Raw genomic sequence first — 21,647 nt, 5'->3', positions numbered from 1 at the left:
CGCGCAACAACATTCGTCATTCATCTCTAGAATTTCTTACATAAGTGCGCTAGCACTTGTGTTCATTAATAATCAACGTAAGAGTCTCGCCAAAACACTTTGTATTTATATGTAATTTTACATTGAAACACTTTAAAAAAATAAGGCACTTTCGTATAATTTAATAAATACCACTAAACTAAATTAACGAGGTGCCTTATGTATAAAGATTATAACATGACTCAACTTACTCTACCAATGGAAACTTCAGTTCTTATCCCCACAAACAAAAATGAAGTTGAAAGTAATTCTATATGCCTACACACAATCTGTGTTTTCAGGGCGTAAGATAGAAAAATTACTTAATGATAGTATCCGAATGATGTGGCTATCACAAAATCAAAAGCCTTCTTATAAAACGATTAATCGATTTAGAGTAAATCCAAAAGTAGATGCTTTATTAGAATCACTATTTATTCAATTTCATAGTCAATGTTTGAAACAAAATCTTATAGATGAACAGACCATTTTTATTGATAATACGAAAGTTGGGGCGAATGCCTATCGCCATGATAAATATGGTTTTAAACGAGACTTTAAATTATATGAATGTGATGATTGTTCAGATTGTTCTCTGAAACACCAATGTATGAACTTCAATTCAAAAACAAACAAAAAAATAATGAAGAATTATAACTGGGAATATTTTAAATCTCAAATTAACAAAAAGCTTTCAGAACCAGAAACAAAAAAACATCTACAGTCAAAGAAAAATTGATGTGGAGCCTGTTTTTGGATTTATGAAGGCTATTTTAGGTTTCACTCGAATGTCTGTTCGAGGACTTAATAAAGTCAAAAGAGAACTTGGTTTTGTATTAATGGCACTTAATATAAGAAAAGTAGTAGCTCAACGAGCTGCAGATAATCAAAAAATTTATAAAAAAGACAATTTTTATATTATTTCAATAGAAATTGTCTTTTATTATTCACTTATCCAAGAACTTTATATCCCGGACTCTTTTTTAATGAGCAATGTATGAAAATAAAATGTATATAATAAAACTACTCTATAGTTAAGATGAAATTATGCAGGTTGATTATTTGTTAATTCAGGATTTGTTAATAAATGATGGTAGATATGATATCGCTTGGCATGACGATATTCTTCTTTGTTAATCACACCTTCAACGAGCATGCGCTTTAACACATAATGTTGACGATCGACACTAATTTTAACCGCTTTATATGGCTTTAATTCACCATTTTCTTCATATGGCGTATAAACATAAGGACTCTGTAATAAACCAATAAGATAAGCAGATTGGGCAATGTTTAAGTCTTTCGGGGGTATACCAAATAAGCTGTATGACGCTGATGCGATACCTGTGATATTATTGCCTTCATAATCTCTACCAAAAGGTACAATATTTAAATATGTATAAATAATCTCATTTTTTGATAATAATTTTTCTAAACGCATTGCCAATATAAGTTCGTTTGCTTTACGACTATATGTTTTTTTACTTGATAATACCTGATTTTTAACTAGTTGTTGAGTTATTGTACTACCACCAGAACTTTGATCAAGATCAAATACATCTTGAATCATCGCACGTACAAGCGCTTTCGGCAAAATACCATTATGTTTGAAGAACATCGTATCTTCTGAGGAGGTTAGTGCTTTGATAACATTTGGATTAATGTGTGTTGGACCGACGATAAGAGAATTTTCGGATTTGTCATATTCCTCTAACACATTAGAATTATTATGATTAATTAAATCATCACCGGCAAAGTGAAGTACTTTTTGTTGTAATTCACTATCACTTATTTGAGATGATTCATGTGTTAAGTGATTAAAGTAGATCACTGTTCCTATAAATCCAATCATACTCACCAATAAACCAACACTAAATAAGCCTACAATGACATGTTTTACTTTTTTGTAGGATTTTTCAAATGTATTAAACTTTGAGTCTCTATTTGTGTTGGTTGACATCCTTTTCATCTTAAACCTCCTAAAATTTAAGTATAGTATATCATATTCGCTTATTTGACTTTTATATTTTTTATACTTATAATTAATTACAATTCAATATCTATTGGATATGAGGACAAGTAATATATTTGTGATTTTCAGAGAGTTAGTGGTTGCTGTGAACTAATAATTACGCTTATATGAATACACCTTATTATGAATTATCCAACGTTTTATTAATGAACGTATCATTGATAAAGTGAATAGCTATTCGCTATTTAAGTATGGTGGTAACGTGCTCAAGCGCCCTTACATGTTGTATGTGTAAGGGTGCTTTTTATTTTACCTTAAATAGAGTATCAATCATCAATGATTAAAAAAACAATATATATAGGAGGAATACATTATGACTAATGCATTAATTGAAGAACTACAATGGAGGGGCTTAATTTATCAACAAACTGATGAAAAAGCGATTGAAGAACTGCTAAATAAAGAACAAATTTCATTATATTGTGGTGCTGATCCAACAGCCGATAGTTTACATATCGGCCATTTATTACCATTTATGACTTTACGTCGTTTCCAAGAACATGGTCATAAACCAATTGTATTAATTGGTGGTGGAACAGGTATGATAGGTGACCCATCTGGGAAATCTGAAGAGCGTGTATTACAAACTGAAGACCAAGTAGAAGCTAATGTTAAAGGTATTAGTGATCAAATGCATAAATTATTTGAATTTGGTTCTGACAAAGGTGCGGTACTCGTTAATAATAAAGATTGGTTAAATCAAATTTCATTAATCGATTTCTTAAGAGATTATGGTAAGCACGTTGGTGTGAACTATATGTTAGGTAAAGATTCAATACAATCTCGTCTTGAAAATGGTATTTCATATACTGAGTTCACATATACAATACTACAAGCAATTGATTTCGGACATTTAAATCGTGAATTAAATTGTAAACTGCAAGTAGGTGGTTCTGACCAATGGGGAAATATCACAAGTGGTATTGAATTAATGCGTCGTATGTATGGTCAAACTGAAGCTTATGGCTTAACTATTCCATTAGTGACGAAATCGGATGGTAAGAAATTTGGTAAGTCAGAATCAGGTGCAGTTTGGTTAGATGCTGATAAAACAAGTCCATACGAATTTTATCAATTTTGGATTAATCAATCAGATGATGATGTCATTAAGTTCCTAAAATACTTTACATTCCTAGATAAAGATGAAATTAATCGTTTAGAACAATCTAAAAATGAACAACCTCATTTAAGAGAAGCACAAAAAGCATTAGCAGAAAGCGTGACAGAATTTATCCACGGTAAAGAAGCGTTAAATGATGCTATTCGTATTTCTCAAGCGTTATTTAGCGGTGATTTAAAATCATTATCAGGTAAAGAATTAAAAGAAGGTTTCAAAGATGTACCACAAGTTGAATTATCAACTGAAACTACAAACATCATTGACGCTTTAATTGAAACAGGAATTGCATCATCTAAACGTCAAGCACGTGAAGATGTTAATAACGGTGCGATTTATATTAATGGTGAGAGACAACAAAACGTGGACTTTGAATTAAGTGATGATGATAAAATTGATAATGAATTCACAATTATTCGTCGTGGTAAGAAAAAATATTTCATGCTTAATTATAAATAAGCATTTTAAGTGAATGGGCAATGTAGCACAGTATTTACAATGATGCTACTTGCCCTTATTTTATGAAATGTTATTCAAATATAGTTATAATGAATATACTATAAGAACATAAAGAAGTGATGAAATGACTAATAATAAAGAAGAAATATTAATGAATAGCTTTAGAGATTTATTTAACAAAATAGGTTGGTTAAATAAAGATAAAATGGAACAAGCGCTTAAAGGATATAAGCCTTCGGAAGTCCATTGTATTGAAGCAATCAAAGAATATCAGAAACCTAATGTAAGGTATTTAGCGCATAAGTTATTTATGACGAGAGGTGCTATTAGTAAATTAACTAAGCGATTGCAACAAAAAGGATTAATTGAAAGTTTTAAAAGTGAAGATAATAAAAAGGAAATTTATTTTAAGTTGACCCATGAAGGTGAGAAAGTCTATCACATTCACGCCGAACTACATGAAACATTCCAAGATAGAGATCAAACGGTTTTTGATAGTATGACTGAAGATGAATTTAAAAATATGATGACGTTTATACAAAGATATAATGAACATTTAGACCAACTTATAGAACAGCAACAACGTACGCTTTAATTGTTAGAGTGGAATAATGAATTCGTAACGAATTTTATTCCGCTCTTTTTTGTGTTTTGTTGACAAGGAAACAAAAGAGGTGTATATTTTGTTGACATGGAAACAATATACAGGAGGATTCTAATGTCGAAAGTTAATGAACGTCAAGTTTCAAGAGAAATAATGATTGCTGCTTGGGCAATTGCATTAGGGGCTATTGCACCTATGTTAGATTCAACAATGATTAATATAGCAATTAAACAGTTAAATCATACATTTGGTACAACGATCGATATCGTACAGTGGGGAATAACAGGTTATGTTCTTGCACTAGCGTTAGTTATTCCAATAGCAGGGTGGTTGGTCAATCAATATAATGGAAAGTACGTATTTATTTCTGCTTCGATACTATTTGGTATGACATCAGTTTTAGCTGGTATCAGTTGGAATGTAGAGAGCTTTATTATATTTAGAATTATTCAAGGTATGTCTGCAGGCGTTATTACAACGTTAATGTTTACATTATTGATTAAGACAACAGGTCAAGATCATATTGGAAAAGTAATGGCAATTGTAAGTACACCTATGATTTTTGGACCTATTTTGGGACCAGTAATCGGTGGTGTTATCATTCATTTTGTGTCTTGGCGTTGGATGTTTTTTATTAATGTTGTCGTAGTCATCGTTGCGATTCTTTTACAAATGAAATATTTACCTAACTTTAAGCCTTTAAATAAAGAGAAGTCTATTGATATAATTGGTGTTATTTTATTAGGATTAATCAGTATTTCTATGATTTATGGTTTGACGAAAGCGAGCGACTATCATAGTTTTTACAATACGACGACAATGGTTCTCTTAGTTATAAGTTGTGTGTTCATTCTGTTGTATTGTGTTTATAACAAAATGAAGAGTGATAATACAATATTACCTATTTCTCTATTCAAAAGAAGAAATTACACTGCATCATTCATAGGTCTCTTTCTTTCTAACATCGGTATCATGGGGCCAATGGTCATTATTCCATTATACTTTCAGACTTTTAAGCAGTTTTCGCCAATTGAAGCTGCGCTAGCACTGATACCACAAGGTCTGGGTATGCTTATTACAAGACCCTATATTGCTAAAGTTATTGATCAATTTGGTGCTAAATGGGTTGTTATTATCAGTGTTATTATATCAATGTTTGGTTCAGTACCTTTATTATTTATAACTGAACATACAAGCATAGTTGTTCTATCATTGATACTCTTCTTAAGAGGTTGTAGTGTTGGTGGTATTAATTTAGGTCTCACTACGGATGCCTATATGGGGATGGATGAGCATAAATTAGCTGAAGCTGGTGTTGGTATTAATATGATTGAAAATGTTGGTTCAAGTTTTGGAACTGCCTTTATAGCAACAGTGCTCTCACTTGTAGTAAATCAATTAGGTTCTTCAATGGCGAATAATATCATTGCTTATCACGCTGGATTTTTAGTATCAGTTATTACTTTAATTCTTCTTGTTATTCCAGCGTTATTTTTAACTCAAAAATCGAAAGCGACGGTATAAATATTGTGATAAAAGAAAATAGGGGTGGAACAATAAATTCGTAAAGAATTTTGTTCCACCCCCGCAAGGATGACTAAAGTTGAGAGCCGTTTATTTTATAGCGTTTGCCCAAAATCAGTCAGTAACTATAGATTTGCTAGATAATCACATTATATGATTATCATTATCTTAGTCTGATTTTATAAATTATGTTACTTCTTACTGTATAAACTGACTATTGCCACTAAATTCTGACTCAGAATTTGATGATTGATTTGATGATGTAGCAGCTGATTGACTTTTAAGTTTTACATTGACGTTTAACGATTTACCGTCACGAATCACCGTAAGTTTTGCTGTTTCGCCAGGCTTCTTATTTTGATATAGATATGTTCTTAAATCTGTGTCTTCTTTAACATTTTTGTCATCTATTTTTGTGATAATATCGCCTGTTTTTAATTCGCTTGAACCACTTACTTTTGCAACATAAATTCCATCATCACGATCTGTATTTAATTCTTTTTTATATGAATCAGGTATATCGCTTAAATTTAGTAAACCGATACCGATAGAAGGACGTTCGATTTTACCATGTTTAACAAGTTGTTCAATTGTAACTTTAACTTCATTACTTGGAATAGCAAAACCAATACCTTCTACTTGTTCGGCAGCTATTTTCATAGAATTGATACCGACTAAGTTACCATTAATATCCACTAGTGCACCACCAGAGTTACCAGGGTTGATTGCAGCATCTGTTTGTAAGACGTTAACTTTCGTACCGCCTGAAGTCGTATTAGATTCAATTGTACGTTCATTGGCTGAAATAATACCTGAAGTTACTGAATTTGCAAATTCAAGACCTAATGGATTACCCATTGCAAAGACGCTATCCCCAGTTTGTACTTTAGAAGAATTTGCAAATTTAATCGATTTAATACCTTTTGTATTATCTATTTTTAAAACTGCAATATCTGAAACGCTATCTTTACCGATTAATTTTGCCTCAACTTGCTTACCACTATGAAGTTGTACTTTTATCTCAGAAGCACCACTTATAACATGCGTATTTGTCACAATATAAGCAGAATCGTTATCAATTTGGTAGATTACACCTGAACCTATACCGGCTTCTTCTGATTTAGATGATGATTTACCTTGTAAAAAATCTTCTAAACCATTGGCTTTCTGCATGTTGATGACACCAACAATCGCAGGAGAAACATCTTTTATCATTGCATTGACGGATTTGTATTTATCACTTTTTCCGTCTAGCACATTGCCACCTTTACTATTACTGGCTTCTTGAACTTGTGCGCCACCGTTATCGATTCCGACTAACCCCATTATTTTACTAGCTCCCAAGACAAGTAAAGCACCAATAATACCAGCAACTAATGCCACAATAATGGTTTTAAACCATGGAAATTTTGGCTTTCCAGGTTGAGGTTGCTGATAGGTGCTATGATTTGATTGATTTTCTTGATTAAATTCAGACATTTTTAACCTCCATTATAATATTAACCCTTTATTTAATTATGAAAGTTTTGATGAAATAATGCCAGTAATCCACCATCAGACTTTAGATGTATCTTTTGAAAAGTTGTTCAGAAATAAGGATAATGATAAAATCAATAAAGTATATATTTCAATAAGCAGGTGACATAATGTATCAATTTATCAGTAAACTATTAGATTTGATATTAGTCAAAATGGCTAAATCTTTGTATGTTATCGGTAAGGAGAATATTCCTAAAGATAATAAATTCGTCGTGACATGTACACACGAAAGTTATAATGAAGTAATCATGTTAGGAATGGCTTTAGTACCGAATGAAATTCATTATATGGCTAAGAAAGAATTATTTAAGAATAAATGGTTTGGCCAATTTTTAACTTCATTAAATGCCTTTCCTGTAGATCGCGAAAATCCAGGGCCAAGTACACTAAAAAGACCAGTCAATTTATTAAAAGACAATAAAACAGTAGGTATTTTCCCGACTGGACATCGTACTTCTGTTGAAGGTGCGCCATTAAAACGAGGTGCTTCAACGATTGCAATGTTAGGTAAAGCACCTATTTTACCAGCTGCATATGTTGGACCTACAAAATTACACGGTTTAATTACAGGGCAGGCACTGATTAAATTTGGTGAACCTATATACCCATCTGATATACCTAAAGATTTAAAGAGAAATGAGAAAATAGACTATCTCACTCATGAAATCGAGAGACGTACAGCACAATTACAAAAAGAATTACATTTAATTCAAGATAGTTTAAGTAAATAGAATGATTTCGTTAGATGAAAGTAGAACGATAATAAAGAGTCTGGGACATAATTCCTAGCAAAAATGCCAGTAATTGAGTTTTTTATAAATTCATTTACTGGCTTCTTTATTTTCAATACTTGATAATGTTGGCTCGCTTGCCCAACGTGCTTTGCTTGTAGAAACTGATTAACTCAGTTTCTCTGTGTTGGGGCCCTTCTTAGGGGACCGTTTCAGCCTGTAGTCCTTTAAAGAAATGCTTAGATGAACATTTACTCAATTTGTTGCGACTCTTTCTTGCGGGAAAGGCTCTAAAATAGTTCTTTGATTTTAATCATTAGAACTACTTATTTAAGTGTTTAAACACTTAAGTTCCTCTAAATAAAACCAAATTAAAATTATCAGAAAGAGAAATATTTTGTTTATTTAATAATAATAAATTTTCATAAAATGATTTAAAATTGACACATCAAAACCGCTTACATTTATGGTAAATTAATAAAGGAACTGTATACATAGTATAGTTATCGATAAAATAATTGAATATCGTACGTATTGGGAGTGAACGGAATGTTTAAGTTTTTTCAAAAATTAGGTAGATCCTTAATGTTGCCTGTTGCTGTATTACCTGCAGGCGCAATTATTGTTGGTATCGGTAATTTGCTTAAAGCATTAAATGTATTACCAACAATATCACTATTCTTCACTACTGTAGGGTCAGCTATATTGGGCCAACTTGGTCTTATCTTCGCAATTGGTGTAGCAATAGGCATGGCTAAGAAAAACGATGGTGCAGTAGCATTAGCAGGTGCATTAGGATATGCACTGGTTGTAAAAGTATTATCTCCAGAGTTCATCGCACCATTATTTAACATCAAAGTAAGTGCTGTCAACGATGGATTTAGTAAGATGGATAATTCAAATGTATTTATAGGTATTATTATAGGATTAATTGCAGCATACTGTTATAACAAATTCAGTGATGTTGAATTACCAACAGCATTATCATTCTTTAGTGGTAAGCGTTTAGTTCCAATTATGACTGTTTTTTATTGTACATTTTTAATTGCGATTTTACTTTTTGCTTGGCCATTTATTTACTCTGCTATTGTAGCTTTTGGTAAATGGCTAATTGGATTTGGACCATTTGGGGCATTTTTATACGGCTTCTTCAACCGACTATTAATTCCTACTGGACTTCACCATGCATTAAATGCAGTGTTCTGGTTTGATACAGCAGGCATTAATGATATCGGCAAATTCCAAACTGGACAAGATGCTATTAAAGGTATCACTGGTCGATATCAAGCAGGATTTTTCCCAATTATGATGTTTGGTATGCCTGCCGCAGCTCTAGCAATGTATCATACTGCTGAATCAAGTCAGAAGAAACAAGTGTATGGTTGGTTTGTAGCAAGTGCTATTTCAGCATTTATGGTCGGCGTAACAGAACCGATTGAATTTGCGTTTATGTTTGTTGCACCAGTATTATTTGTGATTCATGCGTTATTAACAGGTTTATCATTATTTGTCGCAGCATTATTCCACTGGACAGCAGGCTTTTCATTTAGTGCAGGCTTAATAGATTATGCATTATCGTTAATTAATCCTGTAGCTAACCACCCGTTAATGATTCTGGTTCAAGGGATTGTATTTTTCGCACTATATTACTTTATCTTTAGATTTGTTATTAAAATATTTAATCTTAATACAATTGGACGTGGCGATAATTTATTAGCGGATCCTACAGCTAATACAACTGAAAATGAAGATACAAAAGCTTCATCAAGTAAAAGTAAGTATTATCAATCTGCAAGTCAAATTCTTGAGGGGTTAGGTGGTAGTGACAATATTACTACGCTAACAAATTGTGCTACAAGATTAAGAATGGAATTAAAAGATAATTCTATAATTGATGAACAAAAAATTAGAAATGCTGGCGCAGTAGGTGTGACAAAAAGTGGTCAACATTCAGCACAAGTCATCATTGGCACACACGTACAACAAGTTGCGGATGAAATAGAAAAACAACTATAAAATGAATAGAATCATTTTAAAATACGTCGACAGACACAATATGTCTTAGTGATTTGATAAGATATAGGCATATTGATAAATATATGTTGTTCAACTAACTGATGAATTTTAGGAGGCACCTATAATTCATCAGTTTTTTTATAATAGTAATATTGACATTAAGTGTGAAGGCGTTAAGATTATAAGTATCAGAATATTCAAAAATAATGGAGCGAAAAAGCTATGAAATCAATACTATTTGATGTAGATGGTGTATTCTTAAGTGAAGAACGTTGCTTTGATACGTCAGCACTAACAATTGAAGCATTACTTAAAAGTGAACAATTTTTAGGTATGGGCAAATCTTTTAAACTAAATGAATTAAATGATCAGCGTATTACTAAAATACGCAACAATATTTTTAAAAATGATATCATTCTAAATCGATTAAAATCGATGGGGTTAAATTCAAATTGGGATATGTTATTTGTCGTTTTTAGTATTCATTTTATACAACTGTTGAAACAACTTTCATTACAAGAACGAGAAGAGATATTAAGCGAAAGTCATATCTCTGCTACAAACATGCGCGAAATTCAACCATTTATCGACAAAGCGTATCAAATTAATTATGAATTGCCTATTGCGTTTATTAATCAAAGTCAAAGTGGTAAAGATAATATTTATGCAGAACTAGAACGCTATGCGATGGAGCAGTTAAGTGTTAAAGATGCGAGTTTCTTCAAGCTTAAAGGACCATTATGGTATCTTACGAGAGACGTATACCAAGAGTTATACTTAGGATCTAACTTGTTTGAACAAGTTGAACAAAAGCAACCGACGCTAAATGGCATAGACGGCTTTATTTATCACGAAACTGTGCTAAGACCTGTTGAAGAAATTCAATCATTACTTAACATGTTACAAGAGAAAGGCTATCATCTTGCTATTGCCACAGGTAGACCTAGAACTGAAACGTTAGTACCATTTGAATCACTTGGAATTAAATCATTCTTTTCAGATCAACATATTGTGACTGCAAGTGACGTAATGCAAGCTGAAAATGACTATCCTGACTTTGTACCACTTGGCAAGCCCAATCCGTTTTGTTATATTGCCACGTTAAATGGAAATAAAAAGGAAAATTATAAACAGTACATTACGGAACAAAATCACATAGTAAATAAAGAAGATGTAGTGATTGTTGGAGATTCATTGGCAGATTTATTTTGTGCTAAGCAAATAGGTGCCACATTTATTGGTACATTAACTGGGTTGAAAGGGCAAGACGCACGTGAGGAATTAGAACATTATGAAGCGGATTATATCGTCGACCATATAGGTTTAATTAAATATATTTTATGCTAAAGTTAAAATTTTAAGTGTTTAAATTGTAAATTATAAATATTAAAAACCCCTTAATGATATAACGAAATCAATCATTAAGGGGTATAATCATGTGGATTCATAAGATGTTTAATCTTAACTTAAGATAAATTATTTAACTGAAAGCGTAGTACCGTAAATTTTATTAAAACCACCTAAGCGGTATAATGCTTCAATGATTTCCTCTGTGGCGGGTTGGTCAATAGATAATACCATCATGGCTTGGCCACCTTGTTCATTTCTTCCTAATGACATTGATGCAATATTTATATGATGTTCACCTAATAATTGGCCAGTCAATCCAACGATGCCAGGTTTATCACCATGATAAGAAACAAGTTGATAAGCATTAGGTTTAAAGTCAACTGAGTAATTATTAATACGTACAATGCGTGCTCCGAAACCAGCAATGACAGTGGCACCAATTTTAACTTCTTCTGAATCACTAATTAAGTGAACTTGAATATAATTGTTGAAAGTACCTTGTGATGCTCGTTTCTCTACGTTTCGTGTAACACCTTGTTCATTTAATAGTGCGAATGCATTAATGATATTGACACGGTCACCTAAATCTTGTTCTAATATTCGCTTAACAATTGAACGTGTAATTAAATCTGTTTCTTGTTTGGCTACATCACCATTGAATGTGACTTTGATTTCTCTTGGTGCACCATCAAGCAATTGAATGGCTAATTCACCAGATAACTCACCAATATCAATCCATTGTTGTGTTATGTCATCTATATCATTGAAACTAATTTTTGGTGCATTGACTGCATGAGTGACGTTTCCTTTTTCCAAAATATCTATTATTTCTTCTGAAACTGAAACTGCAACTTTTTCTTGAGCTTCTACTGTTGATGCGCCTAAATGCGGTGTCACAATAATTTTCTCGTGATCTATTAGCGGTGAATCGGTAGGTGGTTCATGTTCAAAGACATCTAATGCTGCACGCGCAATTTGGTTGTGATTCAGTGCATGCAATAATGCTTCTTCATCAATAATGCCACCTCGAGCAACATTAATAATTTGTAACGTTGGCTTTGCTTTTGAAAAGAATTCCGCATTAACGATACCTTTTGTTTTAGGTGTTAATGGTGTATGAACAGTTACAAAGTCAGCTTGCTTTGCGATTTCGTCAATAGTAGCAAGTTTAACACCGAGTTGTTGCGCTTTATCTTCAGTAAGGTAGGGGTCATAAGCTAATACGTTCATACCGAAACTTTGAAGGCGTTGTGCTACACCGATACCAATTCGCCCAGCCCCAATGACACCTAATGTTTTTTGATACAGTTCTACCCCTTTGAATGCTTTACGATTCCACGCTTTATTTTTTAAAGATGCGTGCGCTTGAGGGATATTACGAGCCATCGCTAAAATCATCGCTACTGAGTGTTCTGTTGCAGAGATGGTATTTCCATCAGGTGCATTAATTACAAGTATACCTTGTAGTGTTGCTGCATCAATATCAATATTGTCCACACCAACACCAGCTCGTGCAATCACTTTCAAGCTACTAGCGTGTTTAATCACTTGTTGGGTAACTTGAGTTTGGCTTCGAACGATTAAGCCCTCATAATCACCTATAATATTAATTAAAGCTTGTTCATCTAAATCCGTCTTAATATCTACGTTAAAATCAGGATGGTTTAATAAACTTTGTAAACCATCAGTTGAAATAGGATCTGAGACTAGAATGTTATGCTTCACTATGAATCACCTCTGAAAATTTTGTTATACCTTGTCCAATATAATTTGTCTGACGATAATCAGTAAGTATGACTTCTAATGCACTCACGACAGCTAGAATATCGAAAGGAGATACTTTACCCATATGTCCAATGCGTAAAATCTTTCCTTTTAATTTTCCTTGACCGCCAGCGATAGTGATATTGAATTTTGTTTTTAACGTTGACTTGATATGAGTCAGTTCGTCTTTATCTATTGGTATAAACGATGTTACCGTAGGGGAAGCAAAATCATCTTCAACTAAAAGTTCCAAATCTAACGCACGTAATGCCGCTCTTAAACCATCTCTAATAATGTAATGACGTTTAATTGTGTTTTCAAAGCCTTCAGCATTAATTAAGTCAGCATAAGCGTTAACGGCTCTAAATAATCCAACATTTGGTGTGAAAGGGGTTGAGTCCTGCTGCAATGAATCAAAGTATTTATTTAAATTTAAGTAAAAGCGTGGTGTCGTTACTTCTTGGAAACGTTGCAATGCACGGTTAGAATAAGCTACGAAGGCTAGTCCGGGCGGTAGCATGATTGCTTTTTGGCTTCCAGAAACTAAAACATCAATGTAATCACGTTTCAAATCAACATCGACTGCACCAATACAACTAACTCCATCTACTATGAAATAGATAGCTTGATTGAATAGTTTCAACGCCTTACCTAATTCGGCTACAGGATGTAAAACAGCAGTTGAAGTTTCACAGAATTGTGTAAATACAGCTGTAATTGTATGTTCTAAATGACTGAGATATGTCATAAAATCATTTACATCAACGGGCTGTCCCCATTCTACGTTATAAATATGGACATTCGTGTAATACGTTTCTGCAATTTGTTTGAAACGATTACCAAATGCACCTGACACAATAACGACGAAATGATCATCAGGATTGACGATATTCAACATGCTTGATTCTAAGACACTTGTCCCACTTGATGTTAAAATCATAACTTCATTATCAGTACCAAAAATGGTCTTCAAGTTGTTGAAGGCTTTTTTGGCGATAATTTCAAAATCTGGAGAGCGATGACCGACCATTGGCAATCCTAATGCATGATTAATTTCATTTGGTACTGGCGTAGGTCCTGGTGTTAATAATAGTGGTTCATAATAATTCATTAAATTTCCTCCCACGGTATAAGATTTTACCATTTTACCAAATATTCTGATAATTTAAAAGTGCAATCACCACCACATTGTTAGGCTAATGGTGATTGATGTTGTTTATTGTATGGTTGCTTGAATTTGAATTTCTACATTATTACGAATCGCATTTGATATCATGCAGTTATGATCTGCGACTTCTAATAGTTTAGGTAGTCGATTTTCAAGTTTTTCCTTTTCTGATGAAGTGACTACAATTTTTGGATAATGTGAAATCGTCGCCATCTTGAATTTGCCATTTTCAAATAGGGCGGTACCTATCGAATCATTTGTAATTTGAATATTGGTAAATTTGGCTCTTTCTAATGTAGCTGCTAAAGAGATGATATAACAAGAAGATGCGGCAGAAACGAGTAATTCGTCAGGATTAGTACCTGTTCCGTTACCGCCGAGTGGTGCAGGTATGGAAATTTGTTCAGTAATCACATCGCCGCTAACAGTTCCAACTTCTTCGCGACCTCCACGCCATTGGGTTTGTACTTTAAAGTCATGCTTAGCCATTTATGTTTGACCTCCAGTTATATTATGGTAACTTTAGTGTAGTTTAAAGTGTGACATAATTAAAGAAAGGTGACTTCAATGAAAATAAATAGACCGAATCAAGCATTTCAAATCGTTGCGCATCGTGGTTTATCTAATCAATTTCCAGAAAATACACTACTTAGTTTTAAGGCTGCATTAATGCAACATGTTGATATGTTAGAAATTGATGTACATTTTAGTAAAGATCATCAGTTAGTCGTTATACATGACGATACTATCGATCGTACTTCTAATGGTAAAGGTAAAGTCAAAGACTACACATTTGAAGAATTATCAACATTTGATTTTGGGATACAACATAATCCTTCTTTTATAAATACAAAAATTTCTAAATTTGAAGACGTATTATCCTTAAGTAAAAACTATTCAAAAACGTTACTTATTGAAATAAAAGTGCCACATCAGTATCCGGGTATTGAAGAAGCTGTTCTAAAAGCGCTTAAAGCTTATAATGTGCCTGAGCATAAAGCGATTATTCAATCGTTTGATGACACATCTGTGAAGCGGTTAAAGTCATTAGGAAGTGTGTATCCATTAGGGTTACTTGTTAGTAGAAAGAAATATTGGTATAAAGCTCCGGATTTTGAAGCAATATCACACTACGCGGATTTTATTAATCCTAATTATAAATTAGTTACTTCTAAATTTATTAAAAATGCACACCGCCATTCATTGAAAGTTATACCGTACACTGTAAATCACTCGAAAGATGCTAAAAAACTAATACGTCTAGGTGTAGATGGCATCATATCTGATTTACCTGAAGCGCTCTTTAAGTTATAGAATTAAGCGAAAGGTTTATAAAAAAACCACCCATTCCATGTGGAAGGGTGGTTGTTCATTGTTATGAACTTATCTTGAGTAGTACTCAACGATTAATTGTTCATTGATTTCAGCTGGTAATTCGCTACGTTCAGGGAAGCGTACGAAAGTACCTTTTAAGCTATCTGCATCAAAGTCTAAGTATTCTGGTACGAAATTGTTAATTTCAACAGATTCTTTGATGATGTCTAAGTTTTGTGATTTTTCACGTACAGTGATAACTTGACCAGGTTTTAATGAGTAAGATGGGATGTCAACACGACGACCATCTACTTCAACGTGACCGTGACCAACTAATTGACGAGCTTGACGACGTGTACGAGCTAAACCTAATGAATATACAACTGCGTCTAAACGACTAGCTAATAAAATCATGAAGTTTTCACCGTGTACACCGTGTTGTTTACCAGCGATGTCAAATGTGTTACGGAATTGTCTTTCAGTCATGCCATATAAGTAACGTAATTTTTGTTTTTCACGTAATTGTAAACCATATTCTGATAATTTTTTACGTTGGTTTGGACCATGTTGTCCTGGTGCGTAAGGACGTTTTTCTAATTCTTTACCAGTACCGCTTAATGAGATACCTAAACGACGAGATTTTTTCCAGTTTGAACCTCTGAATCGAGCCATATTAAGACTCCTCCTTTTTCTTTTTTGTTGTTATGAATAAACAAAAAAGAGTGTTGCATGCCCAATAGGATATGTTGTTTTATGTGTCTTCACCTTATAGCGTCAGTTACGCGACACGTCCGCATTGGGAACAACATAGAGCTTATTGATATACAACTGCTATTTTCGTTAATTCACACAAAATCCATTGTAACAGTATTTATCAATGTGTCAATACTTTTTAATTAATTCGTTAGTTGTTTTTCGAGAACTTGAACAATATTTTCTAAACCTTGCTGATCTTCTATTGTAAATCGGTCTTTAATTGGTGCATCGATATCTAAAACACCTATAATGTCGTTGTTAACGTGGATAGGAATAACAATTTCTGATTTACTATTTGCATCACAAGCAATATGGCCTGGAAAAGCATGAACATCTTTAACTAATTGTGTTTGATTCTCTGCTACTGCAGTACCACAAACACCTTTACCAATTGCAATATGAACACAGGCTGGATGACCTTGGAAAGGGCCAAGGATAAGCTCGTCATTGTCAATAAGATAAAAACCGACCCAATTGATTTGGTCTAAATTATCGTTTAACAGGGCTGATGTGTTACTTAAAATGGCAATAAGATTTTGTTCATCTTCAATTAAACTTTGAAGCTGCTTCATCAATAGATTGTAATTTGTTTCTTTTATTATTGGCATACACATACCTCATTTGTTATTTTTATTAAAATTATAAATGGAAAAATTTATTCTATCAATTCATTCATTTACTATTTTAATGAAAGCGGTAATTGCGTTATAATGATGATAATATAGGAGGAGAATGAGATGGTTTTATACACAATATTAGCAATAATTGTCATTGTTTTAATCATTGTAGGAATCATGTTTTATTTGCGTTCCAATAAACGAAAAGTTGTTGAAGACGCCGAAGAACGTAAATTAAAAGTTCAAAAATTACCTTTTGAAGAAAATTTAAAACAACTTTCTGCATTCAATTTAAAAGGTGAAACTAGAACGAAATATGATGCCTTTAAGCAAGACACCTTAGATTATACAAACAACTACTTAGCACCTGTGGAAGAGAAAATTCACGATGCTGAAATTCAACTTGATAAGTTTCAATTTTCTGGAGCACAAAGTGACATTGATGACGCACATGAGTTAATGGACAAATATGAGGCTGGCTACCAACAACAAGTTGAAGAAGTAAATGAAATCGTAGCTTTACATAAAGAAAACGATCAAGTTTTTGAAAAATGTAAAACGAATTATCGAGAAATGAAACGTGATGTTTTAGCAAACAGACATCAGTTTGGTGATGCTGCATCACCTCTTGAAAAGAGAATAGAATCATTTGAACCAGAACTTGAACAGTATGAATTACTTAAAGCGGATGGTAATTATGTTCAAGCACACAACCACATTATGGGGCTAAATGAATCGATGGAAGAAATTCAAGAATATATGGAAGAAATTCCGGAATTAATTCGAGAAGCGCAAAAAGAACTTCCAGGTCAGTTCCAAGATTTAAAATATGGTTGTCGTGATTTGAAGATGAATGGCTATGATTTAGATCACGTCAAAATTGATGGTACATTACAAAGTTTAAAAACAGAGTTAAATTTTGTGGAGCCAATGATTAGTCGTCTTGAGTTAGATAATGCAAATGATAAATTAGAACAAATCAATGATAAGCTTGATGAAATGTATGATTTAATTGAACATGAAGTCAAAGCAAAAAATGAAGTTGAAGAAACTAAAGAACAAATCACTGATGAATTATTTAAAGCACGTGAAATGAACTATACTTTACGTACTGAGATCGACTATATTCGTGAAAATTACTTCATTAACGAAAGTGATGTTCATAGTATTAGACAGCATGAGAACGAAATTCAAAACTTAGTCGCTGTTTATGATGACATTCTTAAAGAGATGGCAAAATCTGCAGTCCGTTATAGTGAAGTCAAAGACAACTTAGAATATTTAGACGATCATGTTAAAGTCATTAACGAGGACCAAGAAAAATTACAAAATCATCTCATCCAATTGAGAGAGGACGAAGCTGAAGCGGAAGATAACCTCTTACGTATCCAATCTAAAAAAGAAGAAGTTTATCGTCGACTTTTAGCTTCAAACTTAACGAGTGTGCCTGAACGCTTCATTATTATGAAAAATGAAATTGATCATGAAGTACGTGAGACAAATGATCAATTTAGTGAACGCCCAATCCACGTTAAACAACTTAAAGATAAAGTTGCTAAAATTGTTATTCAAATGAATACATTTGAAGATGAAGCAAACGATGTATTGATAAATGCGGTATATGCAGAGCGCTTAATTCAATACGGAAACCGTTATCGTAAGGATCATAATAATGTAGATAAAAGTTTAAATGAGGCAGAACGCTTATTTAAGAATAATCGTTATAAACGCTCAATCGAAATTTCAGAACAAGCACTAGAAAGTGTAGAGCCTGGAATTACAAAATACATTGAAGATGAGGTAGCGAAAGGCTAGTTAAACTTTTAACGTTGTATATAACTTTATCGCGTTACTTTAAAATGAAACCTGTCTAAATAAAAATATATTTAGGCTACATCGCAATGTTGCAGTAGCGAATTGAATTGAGAATGAAGGTTAATGCAACTGTTCTCAAAGCCAGTTATCCTCGTAAGGGGTGGAACAATGAACTCTAATTGAGTTCTGTTCCACTCCTTTTTATATTTATCACTATGCTTCATACCAAAGTGAATTTGATTATAAATTTATCTATATCGAAATTTAAGTATTGCTTTATAGATGAGTTTATTTAAATTTATGTTTGACGTCTTTTAATTTTATTTAAAAATAGTATAATGCTTTAGTATCTATTTTTGTAAAATATGTATATTAGAGTTCAATTTGACATAAATAAAATTAATAATTAAACGGAGAATGAAAGAGAGTGTTATAAGTGATATATTTTGACAATGCTGCCACTACAAAGCCCCATAGAGACGTGCTCGATTCATTTATTAAAGTTAATGAAGCGGTTTATTTTAATCCTAATAGTCCGCATAAGTGGGGGTTGCAAGCGGAAAAAGTGCTGCTACAGTCTAAGGAACGCATTCAAGCCATGCTACCCATTGGACAGAATACAGATGTTATATTCACAAGTGGAGCCACAGAATCTAACAATATAGCTTTAAAAGGGATAGCTTATAGAAAGAAACAGTTTGCTAATGAAATTATAACTTCTGTTCTAGAACATCCATCAGTTTTAGAAGTAATGAGACATTTAGAAGATGATGGTTTTAAATTAAAATATGTAAATATCACTTCAGATGGTCGTATCGATATCAATCATTTAGCGTCGTTAATGAATGATAGAGTCGGGCTTGTTACTTGTATGTATGTCAATAATATTATGGGACAAATACAACCTATAGATGAAATAGTGACATTATTAAAAGATTATCCTAAAGCCCATCTACATGTAGATGCTGTTCAAGCATTGGGTAAAATTCCATTGCACCTTGAAGGGATTAATAGTGTAAGTTTCAGTGGTCATAAATTTAATGGACTTAAAGGTCAGGGATTACTATTAATTGATAATAAAGATAAATTAGAGCCCATTGTACATGGTGGAGGCCAAGAATATGGTATACGAAGTGGAACGGTTAACTTACCTATGAATGTCTCCTTAGTGAAAGCAATTGCTTTAGCACTAGATGATTTAAATGACCGTAACCATCGTATGCGTCATTTTAATAATGAGCTTCGTCAATTTTTCAAAAAATATAAAGGCGTTTATATTAATTCACCTGAAGATGGTGCACCACAAATATTAAATATTGCGTTCCCAGGGGTAAAAGGTGAAGTGTTAGTTAATGCATTTTCAAAATCTGATATTATGGTCTCAACGACAAGTGCTTGCTCATCTAAAAGAGGGAAATTAAATGAAGTATTAATGGCGATGGGAATTGCTGACAATAAAATAGAAGGTAGTATTAGATTATCATTTGGTGATTTGACTACAGAAGATGATATTAATCATTTTAAAGAAAAATTTGAAATAATATATACAGAAATTAAGGAGTTGTTAAAGTAAATGAAGTTCGATCACTTATTAGTTAGATATGGAGAATTAACTTTAAAAGGAACGAATCGTAAAAAGTTTGTTAATGCATTGAAAGATAATGTGATTAAATCATTACAAACGATTGAGGGTACCCATGTAAAGGGGAAAAGAGATAGAATGTATATCTCATTAACTGAAGAAGCGGATGCGCAAGAAGTCATCGATCGATTAACTAAAATTTTTGGTATTAAATCGGTAAGTCCAGTGCATAAAACATCACAAGAATTAGAAGATATTAAAAAATTATGTGTTGATTTAGCTCAGGATTTCAAAGCGGGAGATACATTTAAGATTGATGTTAAACGTGTAGATAAATCATTCCCATTAGATACGTATGCATTACAACGTGAACTTGGAGGCACAATATTACAAGGCACGGAAGATATATCTGTAGATGTAAAACATCCAGATCATAATGTCAGAGTTGAAGTAAGAATGGATGGAGTTTATGTCTTTACACAAGTATTTGAAGGTGCCGGTGGTTTGCCAGTTGGTACAGGTGGTAAAACGCTCTTAATGTTATCAGGTGGCATAGATTCACCTGTAGCTGGAATGGAAATTATGAAACGTGGTGTAAACATAGAGGCGATTCACTTCCATAGCCCACCTTTTACAAGTGAAAAGGCTAAAGACAAAGTGATTGAACTTACACGTATTTTATCAGAGAGAGTGGGACCAATTAAATTGCATATTGTGCCATTTACAGAACTACAGAAACAAATAAATAAAGTAGTTCACCCTAGATATACGATGACATTAACACGTCGCATGATGTTACGTGTAGCTGATATTGTATTAGAGAACGTTGGTGCACATGCGATTGTTAATGGTGAAAATTTAGGACAAGTTGCAAGTCAAACGCTAAAGAGTATGTATGCGATCAATGATGTCACATCTACTCCAATTTTGAGACCACTTGTTTCGTTAGATAAAGAGGATATTATTAAAAAAGCACGTGAAATAGGTACATTTGATGTGTCCATTCAACCTTATGAAGATTGTTGCACAATCTTCACACCAAAAAATCCTGTGACTGAACCAGATTTTGATAAAGTAGTTAAATATGAAAGTGTATTTGACTTTGATGACATGGTACAACGTGCGGCAGATAATATTGAAACCTTAACAATTAATAAAGATTATAAAAGTGAAAAAGACCAAAACACTGATGCATTAATGGATGAGTTATTTTAAAATAGAATAAACATACATTCAAATAA

General features: G+C 32.9%; 17 protein-coding genes and 1 pseudogene. 11 read left to right on the top strand and 7 right to left on the bottom strand.

The window, feature by feature from the left end; translation table 11 throughout:
• Positions 1-198 precede the first annotated feature (198 nt).
• Positions 199-1,019, top strand: a pseudogene (locus tag AK212_RS12970) (transposase).
• 44 nt (positions 1,020-1,063) lie between these two features.
• Here the strand turns inward: AK212_RS12970 and AK212_RS05660 are convergent.
• Complete coding sequence (locus tag AK212_RS05660) at positions 1,064-1,978, bottom strand: transglycosylase domain-containing protein (protein ID WP_053029652.1); 915 nt, start codon at positions 1,976-1,978, stop codon at positions 1,064-1,066.
• Between the two features lie 385 nt (positions 1,979-2,363).
• Between AK212_RS05660 and tyrS the strand changes: the two genes are divergently transcribed.
• The 3 genes from tyrS (at position 2,364) to AK212_RS05645 (ending at position 5,754) form a co-directional block, all read left to right on the top strand.
• Positions 2,364-3,626, top strand: coding sequence for a tyrosine--tRNA ligase (gene tyrS / locus AK212_RS05655; protein ID WP_053029642.1), 1,263 nt, complete (start codon positions 2,364-2,366; stop codon positions 3,624-3,626).
• A 124-nt stretch (positions 3,627-3,750) separates the two neighbouring features.
• Entirely contained in the window at positions 3,751-4,221 is a 471-nt protein-coding gene (locus tag AK212_RS05650) for a MarR family winged helix-turn-helix transcriptional regulator (protein ID WP_053029641.1), read from the top strand.
• 123 nt (positions 4,222-4,344) lie between these two features.
• On the top strand, positions 4,345-5,754 hold the full coding sequence (locus AK212_RS05645) for a DHA2 family efflux MFS transporter permease subunit (RefSeq protein ID WP_053029640.1): 1,410 nt from the start codon (positions 4,345-4,347) through the stop codon (positions 5,752-5,754).
• Positions 5,755-5,952: 198 nt separating this feature from the next.
• Here the strand turns inward: AK212_RS05645 and AK212_RS05640 are convergent, their stop codons facing one another.
• A complete protein-coding gene (locus tag AK212_RS05640; protein WP_053029639.1) occupies positions 5,953-7,233 on the bottom strand; it encodes a S1C family serine protease in 1,281 nt (426 codons plus the stop codon).
• Between the two features lie 167 nt (positions 7,234-7,400).
• Between AK212_RS05640 and AK212_RS05635 the strand changes: the two genes are divergently transcribed.
• The 3 genes from AK212_RS05635 to AK212_RS05625 all read left to right on the top strand — a co-directional run bounded on the left by AK212_RS05635 (position 7,401) and on the right by AK212_RS05625 (position 11,387).
• A complete protein-coding gene (locus AK212_RS05635; RefSeq protein WP_053029638.1) occupies positions 7,401-8,024 on the top strand; it encodes a lysophospholipid acyltransferase family protein in 624 nt (207 codons plus the stop codon).
• A gap of 549 nt (positions 8,025-8,573) precedes the next feature.
• Positions 8,574-10,040: an N-acetylglucosamine-specific PTS transporter subunit IIBC gene (gene nagE / locus AK212_RS05630; protein WP_053029637.1), complete on the top strand. Its 1,467-nt coding sequence runs from the start codon at positions 8,574-8,576 to the stop codon at positions 10,038-10,040.
• A 222-nt stretch (positions 10,041-10,262) separates the two neighbouring features.
• On the top strand, positions 10,263-11,387 hold the full coding sequence (locus tag AK212_RS05625) for an HAD family hydrolase (RefSeq protein ID WP_053029636.1): 1,125 nt from the start codon (positions 10,263-10,265) through the stop codon (positions 11,385-11,387).
• 129 nt (positions 11,388-11,516) lie between these two features.
• Here the strand turns inward: AK212_RS05625 and serA are convergent, their stop codons facing one another.
• The 3 genes from serA to AK212_RS05610 form a co-directional block, all read right to left on the bottom strand.
• Positions 11,517-13,115, bottom strand: a complete 1,599-nt coding sequence (gene serA, locus AK212_RS05620; protein WP_053029635.1) for a phosphoglycerate dehydrogenase — start codon at positions 13,113-13,115, stop codon at positions 11,517-11,519.
• On the bottom strand, positions 13,105-14,265 hold the full coding sequence (locus AK212_RS05615; RefSeq protein ID WP_053029634.1) for a pyridoxal-phosphate-dependent aminotransferase family protein: 1,161 nt from the start codon (positions 14,263-14,265) through the stop codon (positions 13,105-13,107). Before AK212_RS05615 ends, serA begins: the two co-directional genes overlap by 11 nt.
• Positions 14,266-14,370: 105 nt before the next feature.
• Entirely contained in the window at positions 14,371-14,811 is a 441-nt protein-coding gene (locus AK212_RS05610; RefSeq protein WP_053029633.1) for an OsmC family protein, read from the bottom strand.
• Positions 14,812-14,889: 78 nt separating this feature from the next.
• Between AK212_RS05610 and AK212_RS05605 the strand changes: the two genes are divergently transcribed.
• Positions 14,890-15,636 (top strand): glycerophosphodiester phosphodiesterase, encoded by a 747-nt coding sequence (locus AK212_RS05605; protein WP_053029632.1) that lies wholly within the window; start codon positions 14,890-14,892, stop codon positions 15,634-15,636.
• A 69-nt stretch (positions 15,637-15,705) separates the two neighbouring features.
• On the opposite strand, the gene rpsD is transcribed toward AK212_RS05605, so the two are convergent.
• Complete coding sequence (gene rpsD, locus AK212_RS05600; protein WP_011275505.1) at positions 15,706-16,308, bottom strand: 30S ribosomal protein S4; 603 nt, start codon at positions 16,306-16,308, stop codon at positions 15,706-15,708.
• 224 nt (positions 16,309-16,532) lie between these two features.
• Positions 16,533-17,000: a GAF domain-containing protein gene (locus AK212_RS05595; protein ID WP_053029631.1), complete on the bottom strand. Its 468-nt coding sequence runs from the start codon at positions 16,998-17,000 to the stop codon at positions 16,533-16,535.
• A gap of 129 nt (positions 17,001-17,129) precedes the next feature.
• Between AK212_RS05595 and ezrA the strand changes: the two genes are divergently transcribed.
• The 3 genes from ezrA to thiI all read left to right on the top strand — a co-directional run bounded on the left by ezrA (position 17,130) and on the right by thiI (position 21,621).
• Complete coding sequence (ezrA, locus tag AK212_RS05590; protein WP_053029630.1) at positions 17,130-18,824, top strand: septation ring formation regulator EzrA; 1,695 nt, start codon at positions 17,130-17,132, stop codon at positions 18,822-18,824.
• A 436-nt stretch (positions 18,825-19,260) separates the two neighbouring features.
• Positions 19,261-20,397, top strand: a complete 1,137-nt coding sequence (locus AK212_RS05585) for a cysteine desulfurase family protein (RefSeq protein ID WP_053029629.1) — start codon at positions 19,261-19,263, stop codon at positions 20,395-20,397.
• A complete protein-coding gene (gene thiI / locus AK212_RS05580; RefSeq protein ID WP_053029628.1) occupies positions 20,398-21,621 on the top strand; it encodes a tRNA uracil 4-sulfurtransferase ThiI in 1,224 nt (407 codons plus the stop codon).
• Positions 21,622-21,647 lie beyond the last annotated feature (26 nt).

This window comes from Staphylococcus borealis, from assembly GCF_001224225.1.
In the GTDB taxonomy this organism is placed as follows: domain Bacteria; phylum Bacillota; class Bacilli; order Staphylococcales; family Staphylococcaceae; genus Staphylococcus; species Staphylococcus borealis.
The sequence above is the reverse complement of the archived record's forward strand: the minus strand, read 5'-3'. Positions and strand labels throughout refer to the sequence as shown.